The following is a 16,179-nucleotide window of genomic DNA, read 5'->3' on the forward strand; positions in this document are numbered from 1 at the left end:
CATAGGCGCGGGTCGGTTCCTCATAACTAGCAGTATAGCAGGGCTTTCGCATTGCTATGCATCAAAGGGTTTTAAGCATTCCGCCATCAACGAAATACGACGAACCCACGCTGTAGGAAGCCTTGTCGGAGCACAGGAACACAAAGAAATTGGCCAGTTCCTCGGGTGACCCAAAGCGCTTGATGGGGGCATGTTCGTCGGCAACGCCCTGCAGATAGGCTTCCCAGTCGCCACCGCTTTCGCTGGTCAGTTGCTTGGCCGTCTTGATCCAGTCAGGCGTCAGGATCAGGCCCGGATTGACGCAGTTCACGCGGATGTTGTCCTTGATCACCTCTGTCGAGAGGGTTTTCGAGAACATCATCAAGGCTGCTTTGGTGACATTATAGATCGGCTCGTACCACAGCGGCTGGGCTGCACAGATGGAGGCATTGTGAATGATGGCGCCACCGCCACGTTTCTTCATGCCAGGCACAAGGCCGCGTGCCAGGCGAATGGCCGCCATGACGTGCAGATCCCAGTAGAACTGCCACTTTTCGTCAGAGGCTTCCATGATAGTCTCGTTCGAGCCCGTTCCGGCATTGTTGATGAGGATATCCGCACCACCAAAAGCGGCTTCAGTTTCACGAACAATGCTTTCGATTCCCTCGCTGGTCGCTACATCGGCAGCGATGGGCACGCAGCGCACGCCGAAGCTTGCCGCGAGCTTTGATGCCGCTTCTGTCAGCCGCTCCTTGTCGCGGGCCACCATGACGATGTGAGCCCCTTCGCGGGCCAGACCCTCAGCCACAGCAAGACCGATGCCGACACTACCACCTGTGATGACAGCAACTTTATCCTTCAAACCCAGATCCATACCAATCGTCCTTGTGAGATCCTGTGTCACCTCCCTGTGAGGCGACCCATAGGCGGCATACTGAACGAGGGATCAGAAACGGGAGGAAGAGGGAGAAGCGCACAAGTTTGAGTGACATCGAACACGCTACGGTGAGGCGAGGGAGATGAGCAGTGCAGCTACCCGTCGGCTGACCAGAACCGACACGAGCCTCAGGCTGGGACGATCCGTGCGGAAAAGGTTTCTGGGGGTGACTTTTTCACCGTAAGCATCGTTGAGTATCCCGATAGGGTATTCGGCGCGTCGCTCTTTCCAGTGACCGTTTATCTGCCGAGCTTCTCACCTGGGCCAGGGAGCGTCATCAACCGGATTGTGCCCCCTCGTGGCAGTAAACAATCCCGGGTTTCAGGACGATCACTGCCGTTCTTTGCCGCGGCACCGTATTCGCGGCGATGTCGACAGACGAAAGTTCTGGGGGCGAGCGAGCAATGCAGCTTGATGTGGCGCGGCTGACGACGCCACTAACGGTGCCGTGCCCGGTATGACCGAGGTCTTGCGCGCTACCATCTGTGCAGGCCTGCCCGTAACGAGTCTTTCATGGTCGTTGGTTTTTTTTTGCAGCCTGCAAATCGTGATCCGGGCTTACAAGGAGGCGGGACCTGGATGCGTGAGCCGCCCTCGACGCGGCACCTGACATGGTTCATCACCAGACGCTGTAGATAGAAAATTGCGTGAGAGGGACACATGTCATGATCAGATTGCGTCAAACAGGGAGACAGGGTTTTCCCCGCTCCATCGCGCTGTTCACAGTGCTTCTGACATCAGTGCTTGCAGGATGCGCTCATGACGATAGACCGGCAAAAGGTGCCTATCTGGCCAATCCCGCTTCTGTTTATTGCAAGGAGCAGGGCGGTAAGCTCGAAATTCGGCATGAGAAAGATGGTGAGGTAGGTTACTGCCACCTGGCCTATGGACGCGTGGTTGAGGAATGGGTGCTTTACAGAGCGGCCCACCATCAGGCGCGCAATTCACTTGGGCGGTGACGGGGGGTGCTTGAATGCACGACGTTGAGCATTCGAGCATCCCCTGGATTTTCAGACGCGCTCCTGCGGTAGCGCGGTTGTGAACGAAGGATGGGCGACACCATGCGAACAGCCGGTGCGCGACATCGTTAAGCCTTAAATGGGTTGTATGCACGCGTTGATAGAACCCAGCTACCCGTCTGTATGAGAGCAGCGGGACGCCGTTGCTTCTGGCCAGTCTCTCGTCGAAGAGGAAATTCTCTGGGGGTCGCGGCATTGGATCTGCTGCGAAAGAGACGCGAGATGGTTACAAAAACCCTGGCCGAATCCCTGATCACCACCCCACAGATGTCGGTTCGCGGTGTGATTTTGGACATGGACGGTCTCCTGCTTGACAGCGAATCGCTAGGTATAGAGGCCTCCATGCGGGCTGCGCGACAATGCGGTTTCCCGCTGCCGGTATCTCTTGCGAACGCCATGATAGGCCTTCCTGAGGACAGGTGCCTCGAACTCCTTGCAATGCATTGCGGTGCAGCAGCGCAAGCGGAAAAATTCTTCGCCTTGCAGGAGGAGTGCCTGTCCGAAATGGTCGGGCAGGGTCGTTTGCGGTTAAAGCCGGGCGCCCTCAGTCTTCTCGATCTGCTCGACGCCAGAAATATTCCACGCGCAATTGCCACGTCATCAAGCCATGGGCGCGCCACAAATCATCTTGCCGCTCTTGCCATGACAGAGCGTTTCGACGCCGTTGTGACGCGTGACGATGTAACCCACGGCAAGCCGGATCCTGAACCCTACACGCTTGCCGCCGCCCGTATCGGCGTGACCGCCGAACTATGCCTTGCACTCGAGGATTCATCAGTAGGCGTCAGGGCGGCGGTTGCAGCAGGTATGCGCGTCATCATGGTGCCGGATCTGGCTGAACCAGACGATTTTGCGAGAGCTAACGCTCTTGCCATCGTTGAAAGTCTCGACGTCGCCAGGGACTATCTCATGCGCTATGCCCGATAGGGTCCTAATTCGCGTATAAAACGGCGCAACGACAACGTAGCGTCGAACCTAACGCCAAGGCTACGAAAACTTCATGCTGTGATGACAAAACCGATGAGCCGGTCTGGCGCTGTTCATCACGAACCTGCGATTACTTGAGCGGGCCATATGCCCATAGGACCACGCGCATCCGTTCATGGTCTCTCCAAGTGATCATTCGAGATTTATTGTATAGAAAAAGTAATAAAACAGGCCAATAATCTTTTTGCGGTAGTTCTGTCATGTCTTTGTCATGATTGCCGAGAGAAATCCAAAACCTACACGTATAACGCCAAATATGTGACGCGTGACATTCCTGCAGTTATGCGGACTTCATTGGCCGAATGGAAAATCCCGCTCTCCCAGGAGAGATATTTTGACGTTTTTCCTTGCATTTCTATTTTTCATGCTTATCTTGAGCCCATACACACGATTTCGTGATTGCCCAAACCCTGTGTGCAGAGAGCGCCGATCGGTGCCCGCACAAACCGAGAGAGGACAATATCATGACTGTAGCCCCCGCTAATGCTACCGATATTCCCGCAGCCCTTCGTGAAGATGGCTCATTGAAACTCGTCATTTTCGATTGCGATGGCGTGCTGGTTGATGGTGAGCATCTGTCGACCGCCAAGATGGCTGAAGAAGCCCGTCATTACGGCTGGAACATTTCCAATGACGAGGCCCACAAGATTTTCACAGGTGGTGAACTTGTGAAAATTGGCGAGCGGATTGGCCGCGAGACCGGCACCGAGATGCCCGAGAACTGGGACATGATGATGCAGGACCGCATCGTCAAAATGATGGAAACCGAAGCAGAGACCATCGATGGTGCTCATGACATGCTGCAAAGCGTGCATGATCTGGGCCTCCCCATCCGTATTGGTTCGAACTCTTCCGGCGCTGAAATGGAAGCAAAGTTCTCGAGCACGGGGCTCGACGAATTGCTCGAAGATGAGCGCATTCACTCGGGCCGTGATCTCGACATGCCGAAGCCGCGCCCCGATCTCTATTTGCACGCAGCTGAAATGGAAGGCGTGCATCCCGAGAATTGCATCGTGCTTGAGGATTCAGACACAGGTGCTGAAGCCGCTCGTCGCGCCGGTATGGCCTGTGTGCTGCTGCGCGACCTCAGCAAGCCTGCTCCCAGCTGGCCTGGCCTTCTCCGCATCGGGCATCTTTCTGAATTCCCGCTGATCCTCAAGCAAATTCTGGATGTGCAGTCCGGCGCAAAGGCAATCGCTGCCTGAGGCTTGGTGATCGTCCACTCGTCAAAAAGCCGTCCCTCGGGGCGGCTTTTTTAATGTCTGCTCAGTTGGTGAGGCAGGCAACATTCCCGCCTCACCCTGCGTTCGGCTTGCACGGGATTTTCCTTCCCAACCGCCCGCCGGGCAGAGCAAGGACAGGCATCATGTCAGCAAAGGACTTCAAGAAGGGTGATGACGTCACCTGGAAGACGAGCAACGGCGAAACCGAGGGCCATGTGGTCAAGACGGTTACGAAGCCGATGAAGATCAAAAGCAATGAGGTGAAAGCGTCCAAGGACAATCCCAAAATTCTGGTGGAAAGTGACAAGACTGGTGCGAAGGCCGCTCACAAGCCAGACACACTGCACAAAAAGTGACACAGATGCAGATTCAATCGTTTCGGCGCTGGAGAGGCGCTGCGCTTGCCGCTCTGGCTTTCGCTGTGGCTCCCGCAATTGCGCAGGCAGCAGACGGCCAGTGTGATAACGCGAAATTCCAGTCAGATCAGGCCGGTTTTCTGCAAACAGGTCCGACGCGTGTCGACCTGCCTGAACATGTCTGCGGAAAGGTCATGTCGGTCACCACGCGTGCGCGTCATACGCGCAGCGGTGTCCATGGCTACTTCATCATGCAGCTGGCGCCCGGGCAGGCCATTCGTATCGTGTCTGATCTCGACCGTATGAACGCACCCGCATGGCCATGGGTCAAGCCGGGCGATCAGGTTGAGGTCGTAGGCCGGTATTATTTCGACTCAGCGCGCAGTCAGGGCATTGACTGGACGCATCATGGCACAGGCAGACACTGGGCGACGCCCGGCTATGTCGTCGTGAACGGTACACGCTACGAATAAAAAAAGCGGTGGGGTTTTCCCACCGCTTTTTCTTTTGGGCTCACGTGAGCCTGTTGTTTCTTTGCCCCTTGTCCGGCGGGATACCGAGGTAAGGGGGCTGCGGTCAGTTATCGCTGGTCGCTTCCGACTTCTCGTCGGAATCTTCTTCGCCATTCTTCGGTGTGGCTGGAGTAGCCTCAAGGAAGTCGAAGTGCAGTGCGTTGTCCTTCAGCCCGATGCGCACCGCGCCACCATTCGCCAAGGCACCGAACAATAGCTCCTCCGCGAGGGGCTTCTTGATCGTGTCCTGAATGACGCGCCCCAATGGGCGTGCGCCGTAATGGCGGTCATAGCCGCGTTCAGCCAGCCATTCCTTGGCCGCGGAACTGATCTCGATCGTCACATGACGATCCGCCAGTTGGGCTTCAAGCTGCAGCACGAACTTCTCAACCACCCGGCCGACAGTCTCGGGTGTGAGATTGGCGAACGGAATGATCGCATCCAGGCGGTTGCGGAATTCCGGGGTGAACAGGCGCTTGATGGCGTCTTCATCCTCACCCACACGATCCGTTCGGCCAAACCCGACAGCTTCCTTGCTCAGATCGGCCGCGCCCGCATTGGTCGTCATGATCAGGATAACATTACGGAAGTCGATGGTCTTGCCGTTATGGTCGGTCAGACGGCCATGATCCATGACCTGAAGCAGGATATTATAGAGTTCGGGATGCGCCTTCTCGATTTCATCGAGCAGAAGCACCGCATGCGGGTGCTGGTCGATGGCATCGGTCAGCAAACCGCCCTGATCGAAACCCACATAACCCGGAGGCGCACCAATCAGGCGTGAAATGGAGTGACGCTCCATATATTCCGACATGTCGAAGCGAATCAGTTCGACACCCAGAGAGGCGGCAAGCTGTTTGGCCACTTCGGTCTTGCCCACGCCAGTCGGTCCGGAAAACAGGTAGTTTCCGATAGGCTTCTCAGGATCACGCAAACCGGCACGAGCCAGCTTGATGGCAGAGCTGAGGGCTTCGATCGCCGTATCCTGACCGAACACCATGTTCTTCAGATCACGGGACAGGAGGCGAAGCGTTTCGCGGTCATCGGTTGAGACCGATTTGGGCGGAATACGTGCGATCTTGGCCACGATCTCTTCAATATCCTTGAGCGTGACCGTCTTGCGGCGCTTGCTTTCGGGCAGGAGCATACGCGACGCACCGGCTTCATCGATGATGTCGATTGCCTTGTCCGGCAGCTTGCGGTCATGCATGTATTTGGCCGAAAGCTCGACCGCCGCCTTCAGGGCGTCATCGGTGTAACGGACCTTGTGATGGCGCTCATAATTGCCTTTGAGCCCGCGCAGGATCTTGATCGTATCGCTGATCGAGGGCTCGGGCACGTCGATTTTCTGGAACCGGCGCACCAGCGCACGGTCCTTTTCAAAATGCTGACGGTATTCCTTGTAGGTGGTCGAGCCAATGCAACGCAGCGTACCGGCTGCCAGTGCGGGCTTGAGCAGATTGGACGCATCCATCGCCCCACCCGATGTCGCCCCTGCGCCAATCACGGTGTGGATTTCATCGATGAAGAGGATGGCGCCCGGCGTCTGGTCCAGCTCTGTCACCACCGCCTTGAGACGCTCCTCGAAATCACCGCGATAGCGGGTGCCAGCAAGCAGCGCGCCCATATCGAGCGAGAAGATCGTCGCATCGAGCAGCACCTCCGGCACATCACCTTCGACGATGCGCTTGGCAAGCCCTTCGGCAATAGCAGTCTTGCCTACGCCCGGATCACCCACATAGAGAGGGTTGTTCTTGGTGCGGCGGCACAGGATCTGGATCGTCCGCTCAACCTCACCGTCGCGCCCGATCAGCGGGTCAATCTTGCCTTCCTCGGCACGCTTGTTGAGATCGACGCAATAGGCGGCGAGCGCTTCCTGCGGCTTGGCGGCCTTGCCCTGCTTCTCCTCACGTTCCCCTTCATCCTTGTCACGCGACCCGGTCGGGGTGCGGCGGCTGGATTTGTCAGGTGCCTTGGCAATACCGTGGGAGATGAAGTTCACGGCATCGAGCCGGGTCATGTCCTGCAGCTGCAGGAAATAGACGGCATGGCTTTCGCGCTCGGCAAAGAGCGCAACCAGCACATTGGCACCCGTCACCTCATCGCGGCCCGTCGACTGCACATGGATGGCCGCTCGCTGGATGACGCGCTGGAAAGCCGCTGTCGGCTTGGGCTCGGTGGGGCGGTCGGAAGCAAGGCCAGCCAGATCCTTGTCGAGAAACTCGGTCAGATCGGCACGAAGCTTCTCGAGGTCGATTCCGCAGGCCTTGAAGACCGTCACCGAGTCCGTGTCTTCGGTCAGAGCCAGCAGCAGGTGTTCAAGGGTTGCGTATTCGTGGCGTCGCTCACCCGCAAGGGTGAGGGCGCGATGGAGCGTCTGTTCGAGCATACGAGACAACATGGGGGCGCTCCTTGAGGTCAGGCGTGACGGGTCAGCATGACAGGATGTAGGCAAATAATGGGTTTGTAAAAGGGTCTCTCCTGCCGTTTCCCCGGCAAGGTCGAATAATTTCGATTCAGGCTTTCTCAATCATGCATTGCAGCGGGTGCTGGTTCTGCCGTGCCAGATCCATCACCTGAGTTACCTTGCTCTCTGCCACCTCAAAGGTGAAGACCCCGCAGACGCCAACGCCTTTTTTGTGGACATTAAGCATGATGTTGGTCGCCTCCTCGCGTGATTTGGAGAAAAAGCGTTCCAGAACGTGCACGACGAATTCCATCGGCGTGTAGTCGTCATTCAGCATGAGAACCTTGTACATCGCCGGGCGACGCGTTTCGGGGCGCGCCTGGATGACGACGCTGATATGCGACTCGTCGTTATTGCCATCCTTGCGCGGTGGATCGTCCTCGCCCGCCAGATGAGGCAGGGTAGGGGCGGGGGTCACCGAGACATCGGCTAACCGGATTCCTGAAACTTCTGTGCGGTACGGCATGATCCAGACCATATGGGATCAATGCGGCGTTCGCAAAGATCATTCGTGCGTTTTGCGGACTTGCCGCGCGCGCATTCGCGCCACGTGGAACTGGACTTCCAGCCCCAAATCTCAGGTTGAAATCCCTGATGAGGTTCAGTTGCGATTCTTGTGTGCTCTTTTACCTTATTTTTCCCTCAATTATGTCAGATCGTCGTGGACGGTTTGAAATGTGTCAGTCTATGATACGAGTTAACGCCAGATCTCCGGGGGCACGAGTGACCTACTGCATGCAGTCCGCTATCAAGACGAACCTGATCAAGGTCACCCGGGCGGACAAGGCGCGCAAATGGTCGGTGTTCACCCGTGCGCTTCTGGGTGCCGGGCTGGGGCTGGGTACTGTAGCGGTCTCGGCACCGGCACATGCCCAGTATGCTGGCCATGTCAGCTCCTATGTCGTGGATGTGAATAGCGGCGCCGTCCTCTCGCAGGTCGATCCTGACCTTCAGCGATATCCGGCCTCGCTGACCAAGCTCATGACGCTATACATGGCGTTCCGCGCCATGCGTGCAGGCGAGATCACGGCTGATACCCCGGTGCCGGTCTCCATCCACGCGTCCATTCAGGCGCCTTCGAAGCTCGGCCTGGTTCCCGGCACGCATTTCGTCGTGCAGCAGGCGATTCTCGGCCTTGTTACCAAATCAGCCAATGACGCCGCCTGCGCGCTCGGTGAATTGCTGGGCGGAGGCGACGAGGTCCGTTTTGCGAATATGATGACTCAGCAGGCACGCGCACTGGGTATGTCGAATACGACGTTCCGCAATGCCTCGGGCCTGCCTGACCCCGATCAGGTGACGACGGCACGCGACCTGTCCATGCTGGCGCAGCATCTGGTTCAAGATTTTCCTGAATATTACCACTATTTCTCCACGCCCATGTTTGCTTTCCACGGGCGCATGATCCCGAACCATAATCCGATGCTCAAGACCTATGCAGGTGCGGACGGGATGAAGACCGGTTATACCGATCTGGCAGGGCATAATCTGATCACATCCGCCCAGCGCAGCAATGTGCGTCTTGTGGGCGTGGTGCTGGGCGCGCGCTCCAATCCCCAGCGCAACGCGATGATGGCGAACATCCTCGATCAGGGTTTTGCGGCGGAAGGTGTGGCCCCCATGGCCCCGCTGCATCCCCCGGTTGTTCTGGCACGCAACACGCGCCGTCACGGGCATCTCTCTGCCGGGTCTGCGGCCGTTCTTGAGGTGGCAGAGGCGCCAACAGGCCCGCGCCGCTATCAGCCTCTTGCGCATGGTGCCAAGCACCACACAGTCGCGTCTGCAAAGCTGCGTATGGCTACGTCGCGTCATGTTGTCTCGACCCGGAAGACGAGCCGCCACCAGAAGGGTTGATCCGGTCGGGCGATAAAAAACGACGATCCGGCCTTGCTCCTCCTGCTCCGGCAGCGCATTTTCTCTGCATCATCCGTGAAGTAGACAACATGAGCGGGAGCAACAGCAGGGTATGGACAGTATGGCGCACGACCACGGGATCACGATTTACACTGAGGACGATTTTGTTGGCCTGAGAAAAGCGGGTCAACTCGCTGCCGCCACACTCGACATGATCACGCCCTATGTCGTGCCCGGCGCCAAGACCGATGATCTCAATCGTCTGATCCACGAATACACGCTCGATCATGGGGCAGTTCCTGCACCACTGAACTACCGTGGTTTCCCGAAATCCTGCTGCATCTCGATCAACCATGTCGTCTGTCATGGCATCCCTGGCGAGCGCTGCCTCAAGGATGGCGATATCGTCAATATTGATGTCACCTCCATCATCGATGGCTGGTATGGCGATACGTCGCGCATGTATCTGGTGGGGAACGTGCCCCGCAAAGCTGTCAATCTGGTTGATGCAACCTACAAGGCACTGATGCTTGGCATTGCGGAAGTTGCGCCGGGCAAGACACTGGGGGATATCGGGCACGCCATCCAGAGCTTTGCCGAGGGGCAGCGACTTTCGGTCGTGCGCGATTTCTGCGGGCATGGCATCGGGCGTGAATTCCATGCCGAGCCGCAGGTCGTGCATTACGGCAAGCCGGGCAAGGGGTTGAAGCTGAGAGAAGGCATGGTGTTCACGATCGAACCCATGCTCAATCTGGGCAAGGAAGGCACCAAGACGCTTGAGGACGGCTGGACAGCTGTGACGCGTGATCGTTCCCTTTCCGCACAGTTCGAACATATGCTTGCCGTAACGAGTGAGGGATGCGAGATTTTCACGCTCTCGCCTGCCGGCTTTACCAAGCCGCCTTACGTCTGAAGCCAAAGGCTTCTGTCTGATCTGCAAGGAACGATTTACGTGAAGCGTGTCAGCACCCGGGTTGCGGCCCTGCCGCTCCTCCTCGCCAGCATTTCTGTCTCGAGTCTCGTCCAGGCTGCGCCAGCAGCCATGCCCTATGATCCGCTGGCCTTTGGCACGGTCAACCCGGCGCTCAAGCCCGCAAAGCCGGTTGTCGGAACGCGTGGCATGGTCGTATCGGCCCAGCATCTGGCGTCGGAGGCCGGGCGTCGTATTCTGGCGTCGGGTGGTAATGCGGCTGATGCTGCCGTCGCGGTGGGGTATGCGCTCGCGGTTGTCTATCCGGCTGCCGGCAATATCGGCGGCGGCGGCTTCATGACCCTGCGCCTGCCAGACGGCAAGACGACATTCATCGACTTCCGTGAGCACGCGCCGCTCGCGGCCACGGCCACGATGTATCAGGATGCACAGGGCAAGGTGGACCCCAAGGCCTCCATCGAAGGATGGCGGGCAATCGGCGTGCCGGGCACAGTTGCCGGACTGGATGAGATCCAGCGTCGCTGGGGCAAGCTCAGCCGTGCTCAGGTCATGGCGCCGGCCATCGAACTGGCGGAGAAGGGCTTTGTGATCGGGCAAGGCGATGCCGATCTGCTGCACACCAGCACCGCGGCCTTTCAGAAAGACCCGCATGCATCGAAGATCTTTCTTCGTCCCGACGGTACACCGCTTCAGCCGGGCGATCGACTGGTGCAGACAGAGCTTGCCCGCACGTTGCGCAGCATCGCGAGCCAGGGGCCGGATGTGTTCTACAAGGGCGATATTGCCCAGCGCGTTGTAGCCGCCAGCAAGCAGAATGGGGGGATTCTGAGCCTCGCCGATTTTGCGGCCTATCATACGCGTGAGCTGGAACCGATTCATTGCAGCTATCGTGGCTATGATATCGATACAGCCCCGCCTCCCAGCGGCGGTGGTGTGGCCCTGTGCGAAATGCTCGACATTCTGTCTGGCTATGACATGAAGCAGCTTGGCCTGCGCACGGTGGCTGGCGTTCAGCGTCAGGTAGAGGCCATGCGCCATGCCTATTCCGACCGCCGCGATCTGGGCGATCCGGACTTCGTGAAGAACCCTGTCGCCCACCTGATCGACCCGGCCTATGCGGCCGCCATCCGTCAGGGTATTCCGCTTGATCACGCCCTGAATTCCGATGCGCTGGTCGCGGGCGCCCCCCTGCCGGGTGTCATGCAGGCCCAGCCTGCCGAAGATCACGAAAAGCATGAGACAACGCAGTTTTCTGTAGCTGACCGCTCAGGCTTCGCCATTTCTGCCACCTACACGCTTAATGGCTGGTTCGGCGCGGGTGTTATCGGTGGGGATACCGGCTTCTTCCTCAATGACGAGATGGATGATTTTGCCGCCAAGCCGGGCAGTGCCAACATGTTTGGCATTGTCGGGTCCGAGGCCAATGCCATCGCGCCGGGCAAGACCCCTCTGTCATCCATGGCCCCCACGATCATCACGCATGAGGGCAAGCCTTTCATGGTGATCGGCAGCCCCGGCGGTTCACGCATCCCCACCATCATTCTGTCTGTCGTGCTCGGGGTGATCGATGGCGGGCTGGACATCCAGCAGGCCGTGGATCTGCCGCGTATTCATGAACAGTGGAAGCCCTCGGCGATCGAGCTCGAACCGCGGGCACTCAGCCCTGATGTCATGCAGCAGCTTCAGATCGAGGGATACGCGCTCTCGCCGCATCGCCCCTGGGGTGTGGCTGAGGGAATTCTGTTTGGGCGTCCATCGGTTGCGGCACCTGCAAGCGGCAAGCTTTATGGGGGCTGGGACCGACGCCATGAAGGTGGCGGCGCAAGCGGATTGTAAAAAAACCTGATCCTGCCTCTTGCGCATGAGAGGCAGAATGGTGTTAACCCTGCACCGGGAGGTCGGCCTTGGACGGACGGCTTGCGAACCCGGTCAGGTCCGGAAGGAAGCAGCCGCAGTGAGTTTTGTTCGGGTCATGTGTTCGGCCTCCCACCCTCTGAAGCAGCCGGTCTCGTCGCGCGAGTCATGACGCCTTCAGATACCCCCTCCCACGATGACGATATTCCGCTGCCCCCAGTTGAGGCTGGCGGATTTTTCGATGCGCCGCAGGAAAGTCCCGTTGAAGCGGCTGCTCCTGCACCGGCAGCGTCCGTGGCACCCGCGCGGGATAAAAACGAGCGCAGCGGACCCTATCGTGTTCTCGCCCGCAAATATCGCCCCCAGCATTTCGATGACCTGATCGGGCAGGATGCCACGGTGCGTATCCTGCGCCGTGCCTTCCAGCTGGGCCGCGTTGCTCATGCCTTCATGCTCACCGGCGTGCGCGGCGTGGGCAAGACCACGACGGCGCGCATCATCGCCCGTGCGCTCAACTGCATTGGCGTCGATGGGCAGGGTGGCCCGACCGCTGATCCTTGCGGTGTCTGCGCCAATTGCACGGCCATTCTCGCCGATCGTCATCCCGATGTGCTCGAGATGGACGCCGCATCACGGACGGGCGTGGACGATATACGCGAGATCATTGAGGCGACACGTTTCCGCCCGATGCAGGGACGCATGAAGGTCTTCATCATCGATGAGGTCCATATGCTCTCACGCAACGCCTTCAATGCGTTGCTGAAAACTCTCGAGGAACCGCCCGAGCAGGTAACCTTCATTTTTGCGACGACCGAACTGCGCAAGGTGCCGGTGACCGTGCTGTCGCGCTGCCAGCGATTCGATCTGCGCCGCGTGCCGCAGGAGATGCTCATGCAGCATTTCGCGGGCATTGCGGAGAAGGAGTCGGTCGCGTTTTCGGAAGAGGCGCTCTCCCTGATCGCACGCGCTGCCGATGGCTCTGTGCGTGATGGGCTGTCTCTGCTCGATCAGGCGATTGCACAAGGTGAGGGCGAGGGGGCCGAGCGCATCGAGGCCCCCATGGTCAGCGCCATGTTGGGGCTGGCCGATCGTCAGCTCGTGTTCGACCTGTTCGAGATCCTGATGCAGGGCAAGGCCGAAGAGGCGCTCGCCATAAGTGGTCAGGCCTATGCGCAGGGGGCTGACCTTGGCATCCTCCTCGCCGATCTGCTCGATCTGATCCATGTAATCTCGCGTCTTAAGGCCATCCCGTCGCTGCGTCACAGCCGCGAATTGCCGGAGGCCGAGCGTGATCGCGGGGCCTCTCTGGCCGATCGCCTGCCCAATGCTGAACTCGGTCGCGCCTGGCAGATTCTGCTCAAGGGTATTCAGGAGGTCGAGCAGGCCCCTGATCGACGCGCGGCGGCGGAGATGGTGCTCATACGTCTGTGCTATGCCAGCACCCTGCCGACGCCGGATCGCGTGGCACGCATGGTCATGCAGATGCAATCCGAGGACCGCCCCGCCGGTGATATGGACAGGGAAAGCCTGTCGGGTCCCGCAGGCAGCAGGACGGGTCAGGGCGCCGGATCGGTTTCCGCACAAGCGAGCAGCCCGCAGGGGATCTCGGGCAATCAGGGCGGCGATGACCGCCCCAAAGCCGCCCTGCGTCTGGTTGCGAATGGGGGTGTAGCCTACGACCCTGTCTCCAGTGCCGTGGCTGTCCCAGCGCCCGTTCTGACCCCGGTCCAGCCAGCGCCGCAGGGCGAGGCGGCAGATGCTCTCCTGCCGCCCCTGCGTTCATGGCGTGAGATGGTCGCTTTTGTCGCGCGCCAGTCCGAAGCGATGTTGCATGGCATGCTGCGCCATTCGGCTCATCTTGTGCGCTTCGAGCCGCCGCGTGTGGCCATACGCATGGCCCGTGGCACGCCACCGCGTATTGAAACGCGTCTGCAGGCTCTGCTTGAGAAAGCCTATCCGGGGCAGTGGCATGTCGAGGCCTCGGATGAAGAAGGCGAGCCGACGCTGGATGAGCAAGGTGCAGAGATCGTGGCCCTGCGCCGCGAGGAACTGCATGCGCACCCGCTGCTGCGTGCCATACTCGACGTGTTTCCCGATGCCCGTGTTGGCGAGCCAAAGGATCTCTCGCTCGACGAATACGGGCTTCCCCCCGAAGAGCTTGAAGAGCCGGAGAGCTGGACGGCAGAACCTGCCGTGCCCGATCTGGACTTTGCGCCCCTCGATGCCGATCTGATGGATGACGATGACTGGCACGATTTCGGTGGCAGCCCTTCTTTCTGACCTCAAGGACAAGACATCATGAAAAATCTCGCAGGACTGATGAAGCAGGCCTCACAGATGCAGGCGCGCATGGAAGAGGTGCAGAACACGCTCAATGCGCTCACGGTCGAGGGCTCCTCGGGCGCCGGGCTCGTCAGCGTAACCCTCAGCGGCAAGGGTGACATGCGCGGCCTGCGTATCGATCCGAAGCTGGCGGACCCGAATGAAGTCGAGATGCTGCAGGATCTGATCATCGCGGCTTTTGCCGATGCCCGCAGCAAGGTCGAGGCAGCCAATGCCGAGGAAATGCGCAAGGTCACTGGCGGGATCGATTTGCCGGCTGGCATGAAGTTTCCTTTCTGAACCTTAAAGGCCGGAAACCGTCATACCGGTTGTACTGAGCAGGAGCGCACAGCCATGATGGGTGGTGGCGATGTCGACAGGCTGATCCAGCTTCTATCCCGTCTGCCCGGACTGGGGCCGCGATCGGCGCGCAGAGCCGCCCTTGTGCTCCTGCGTTCCCCGCAGACCAGGCTTCTGCCTCTGGCCCAGGCCATGGAGGCCGCAGCCCATTCCGTGCGCAGCTGTTCCATCTGCGGCACGCTCGACAGCAGCGATCCCTGCAGCATCTGTGCCGATCCGGCGCGGGACAAGGGATTGATCTGCGTGGTCGAGACAGTGGGCGATCTCTGGGCGCTTGAGCGCTCAAGGCTGCATCCCGGCACCTATCAGGTGCTTGGTGGGGTACTCTCGGCATTGTCCGGCACCGGTCCTGAGGATCTCAACACGGCGTCGCTGCTGGCGCGCGTGGAATCGGGTCAGGTGCGTGAGGTCATTCTTGCGCTGGGAGCTACGGTCGAGGGAGCGAGCACGGCGCACTGGCTGCAGGAGAAGCTTGCTGCCTTCGACGTGACGGTTACCCGCGTCGGTCACGGCGTGCCAATCGGTGGTGCGCTAGATGTGCTGGATGACGGCACATTGGCTGCGGCACTCTCTGCCCGGCGTCCCGCGCAATGAAAACGACCTCTGCGCCATCTTTCCCACCGTGTATGCCCCGGGCGGCCCTGATCACAGGCGGCGTAAGGCGCATTGGTCGGGCGCTGGTCGAGGCGCTGGCGATGGAGGGATTCTCGGTTGCCATCCACTGCCGCTCTCATGCGGATGAGGCACGAGCCCTGCTGGCCACGCTCGATGTGACGGGCTGTGTGCTTGAGGCGGACCTCACAGATGAGTCACAAACCGCCCGTCTGGTGGGTGATGCAACGAAGGCACTCGGGCCTCTGGGTGTCCTGATCAACAATGCCTCGGCTTTCGAGCGTGATGAGTGGTCCGACGTCACACGCAGTTCGTGGGACCGGCATATGGAAACCAATCTGCGAGCGCCTTTCGTGCTGATGCAGGATTTCGCCCGAATGCTGCCCGAAACAGCACAGGGCGCGGTGCTCAATCTGCTGGATCAGCGTGTCTGGAATCTCACGCCGCATTTTATCAGCTACACGCTTTCCAAGGCCGGGCTATGGACCCTGACGCAGAGTATGGCGCTTGCCCTTGCGCCGCGCATCCGGGTCAATGCTATCGGGCCGGGGCCTGTGCTGCCGGCAGTGGGGCAGTCGCAGGAGCATTTCGACAGGATGCGCCAGAACGCCCCGCTCGGTATCGGTGCCGACCCGCAGGAAATTGTCACAGCCGCGATAGCTTTATTGCGAATGCCTTCAGTCACTGGCCAGATGATTGCGCTTGATGGAGGTCAGCATTTACAGTGGCGTCCTTAACATTTGAATAAAAGAGGCGAATATCTCCA

The 16,179-nt window shown here is 59.3% G+C and carries 15 protein-coding genes and 1 other RNA gene; 13 read left to right on the forward strand and 3 right to left on the reverse strand.

The annotated features are described in order from the left end of the window. Positions 1-61: 61 nt before the first annotated feature. Entirely contained in the window at positions 62-853 is a 792-nt protein-coding gene (locus tag F3J08_RS00570) for an SDR family NAD(P)-dependent oxidoreductase (RefSeq protein WP_122039756.1), read from the reverse strand. Between the two features lie 728 nt (positions 854-1,581). Here F3J08_RS00570 and F3J08_RS00575 point away from each other — a divergent pair. From F3J08_RS00575 to F3J08_RS00595, 5 genes are all read left to right on the forward strand, one after another. Beyond that, positions 1,582-1,875, forward strand: coding sequence for a DUF333 domain-containing protein (locus F3J08_RS00575; RefSeq protein WP_166928040.1), 294 nt, complete (start codon positions 1,582-1,584; stop codon positions 1,873-1,875). Positions 1,876-2,157: 282 nt separating this feature from the next. Further along, the gene (locus F3J08_RS00580) at positions 2,158-2,862 is read left to right on the forward strand and encodes an HAD family phosphatase (RefSeq protein ID WP_240149045.1); all 705 of its coding nucleotides are present in this window, start codon (positions 2,158-2,160) and stop codon (positions 2,860-2,862) included. A 524-nt stretch (positions 2,863-3,386) separates the two neighbouring features. Next, positions 3,387-4,127, forward strand: a complete 741-nt coding sequence (locus tag F3J08_RS00585) for an HAD family phosphatase (RefSeq protein WP_122039758.1) — start codon at positions 3,387-3,389, stop codon at positions 4,125-4,127. A 161-nt stretch (positions 4,128-4,288) separates the two neighbouring features. Beyond that, positions 4,289-4,501 carry a DUF2945 domain-containing protein gene (locus F3J08_RS00590; protein WP_166928041.1) on the forward strand — a complete coding sequence of 71 codons (213 nt, stop codon included), beginning with the start codon at positions 4,289-4,291 and terminating at the stop codon, positions 4,499-4,501. 5 nt (positions 4,502-4,506) lie between these two features. Next, complete coding sequence (locus F3J08_RS00595; protein WP_166928042.1) at positions 4,507-4,974, forward strand: DUF3465 domain-containing protein; 468 nt, start codon at positions 4,507-4,509, stop codon at positions 4,972-4,974. Positions 4,975-5,077: 103 nt separating this feature from the next. On the opposite strand, the gene clpA is transcribed toward F3J08_RS00595, so the two are convergent. Both clpA and clpS read right to left on the reverse strand, forming a co-directional pair. Further along, on the reverse strand, positions 5,078-7,414 hold the full coding sequence (gene clpA, locus F3J08_RS00600) for an ATP-dependent Clp protease ATP-binding subunit ClpA (RefSeq protein ID WP_062165040.1): 2,337 nt from the start codon (positions 7,412-7,414) through the stop codon (positions 5,078-5,080). Between the two features lie 115 nt (positions 7,415-7,529). Further along, positions 7,530-7,898 (reverse strand): ATP-dependent Clp protease adapter ClpS, encoded by a 369-nt coding sequence (gene clpS, locus F3J08_RS00605; protein ID WP_023977614.1) that lies wholly within the window; start codon positions 7,896-7,898, stop codon positions 7,530-7,532. A 317-nt stretch (positions 7,899-8,215) separates the two neighbouring features. On the opposite strand from clpS, the gene F3J08_RS00610 reads away from it, so the two are divergent. The 8 genes from F3J08_RS00610 (at position 8,216) to F3J08_RS00645 (ending at position 16,150) form a co-directional block, all read left to right on the forward strand. Further along, positions 8,216-9,334, forward strand: a complete 1,119-nt coding sequence (locus F3J08_RS00610) for a D-alanyl-D-alanine carboxypeptidase family protein (protein WP_166928043.1) — start codon at positions 8,216-8,218, stop codon at positions 9,332-9,334. A gap of 121 nt (positions 9,335-9,455) precedes the next feature. Next, entirely contained in the window at positions 9,456-10,247 is a 792-nt protein-coding gene (map, locus tag F3J08_RS00615; protein ID WP_031239998.1) for a type I methionyl aminopeptidase, read from the forward strand. A 69-nt stretch (positions 10,248-10,316) separates the two neighbouring features. Beyond that, positions 10,317-12,101: a gamma-glutamyltransferase gene (ggt, locus tag F3J08_RS00620; RefSeq protein WP_240149078.1), complete on the forward strand. Its 1,785-nt coding sequence runs from the start codon at positions 10,317-10,319 to the stop codon at positions 12,099-12,101. A gap of 57 nt (positions 12,102-12,158) precedes the next feature. After that, positions 12,159-12,255, forward strand: an RNA gene (gene ffs, locus F3J08_RS00625) — signal recognition particle sRNA small type. Positions 12,256-12,287: 32 nt separating this feature from the next. Continuing rightward, entirely contained in the window at positions 12,288-14,399 is a 2,112-nt protein-coding gene (locus tag F3J08_RS00630; RefSeq protein WP_166928044.1) for a DNA polymerase III subunit gamma/tau, read from the forward strand. Between the two features lie 18 nt (positions 14,400-14,417). Next, complete coding sequence (locus F3J08_RS00635) at positions 14,418-14,741, forward strand: YbaB/EbfC family nucleoid-associated protein (RefSeq protein WP_166928045.1); 324 nt, start codon at positions 14,418-14,420, stop codon at positions 14,739-14,741. 57 nt (positions 14,742-14,798) lie between these two features. Next, positions 14,799-15,395, forward strand: coding sequence for a recombination mediator RecR (gene recR / locus F3J08_RS00640; protein WP_370458649.1), 597 nt, complete (start codon positions 14,799-14,801; stop codon positions 15,393-15,395). Then, on the forward strand, positions 15,392-16,150 hold the full coding sequence (locus tag F3J08_RS00645; RefSeq protein WP_166928047.1) for an SDR family oxidoreductase: 759 nt from the start codon (positions 15,392-15,394) through the stop codon (positions 16,148-16,150). Before recR ends, F3J08_RS00645 begins: the two co-directional genes overlap by 4 nt. Positions 16,151-16,179 lie beyond the last annotated feature (29 nt).

The sequence above is a fragment of the Asaia sp. As-1742 genome, from assembly GCF_011753235.1.
Taxonomy (GTDB): Bacteria; Pseudomonadota; Alphaproteobacteria; order Acetobacterales; family Acetobacteraceae; genus Asaia; species Asaia bogorensis_B.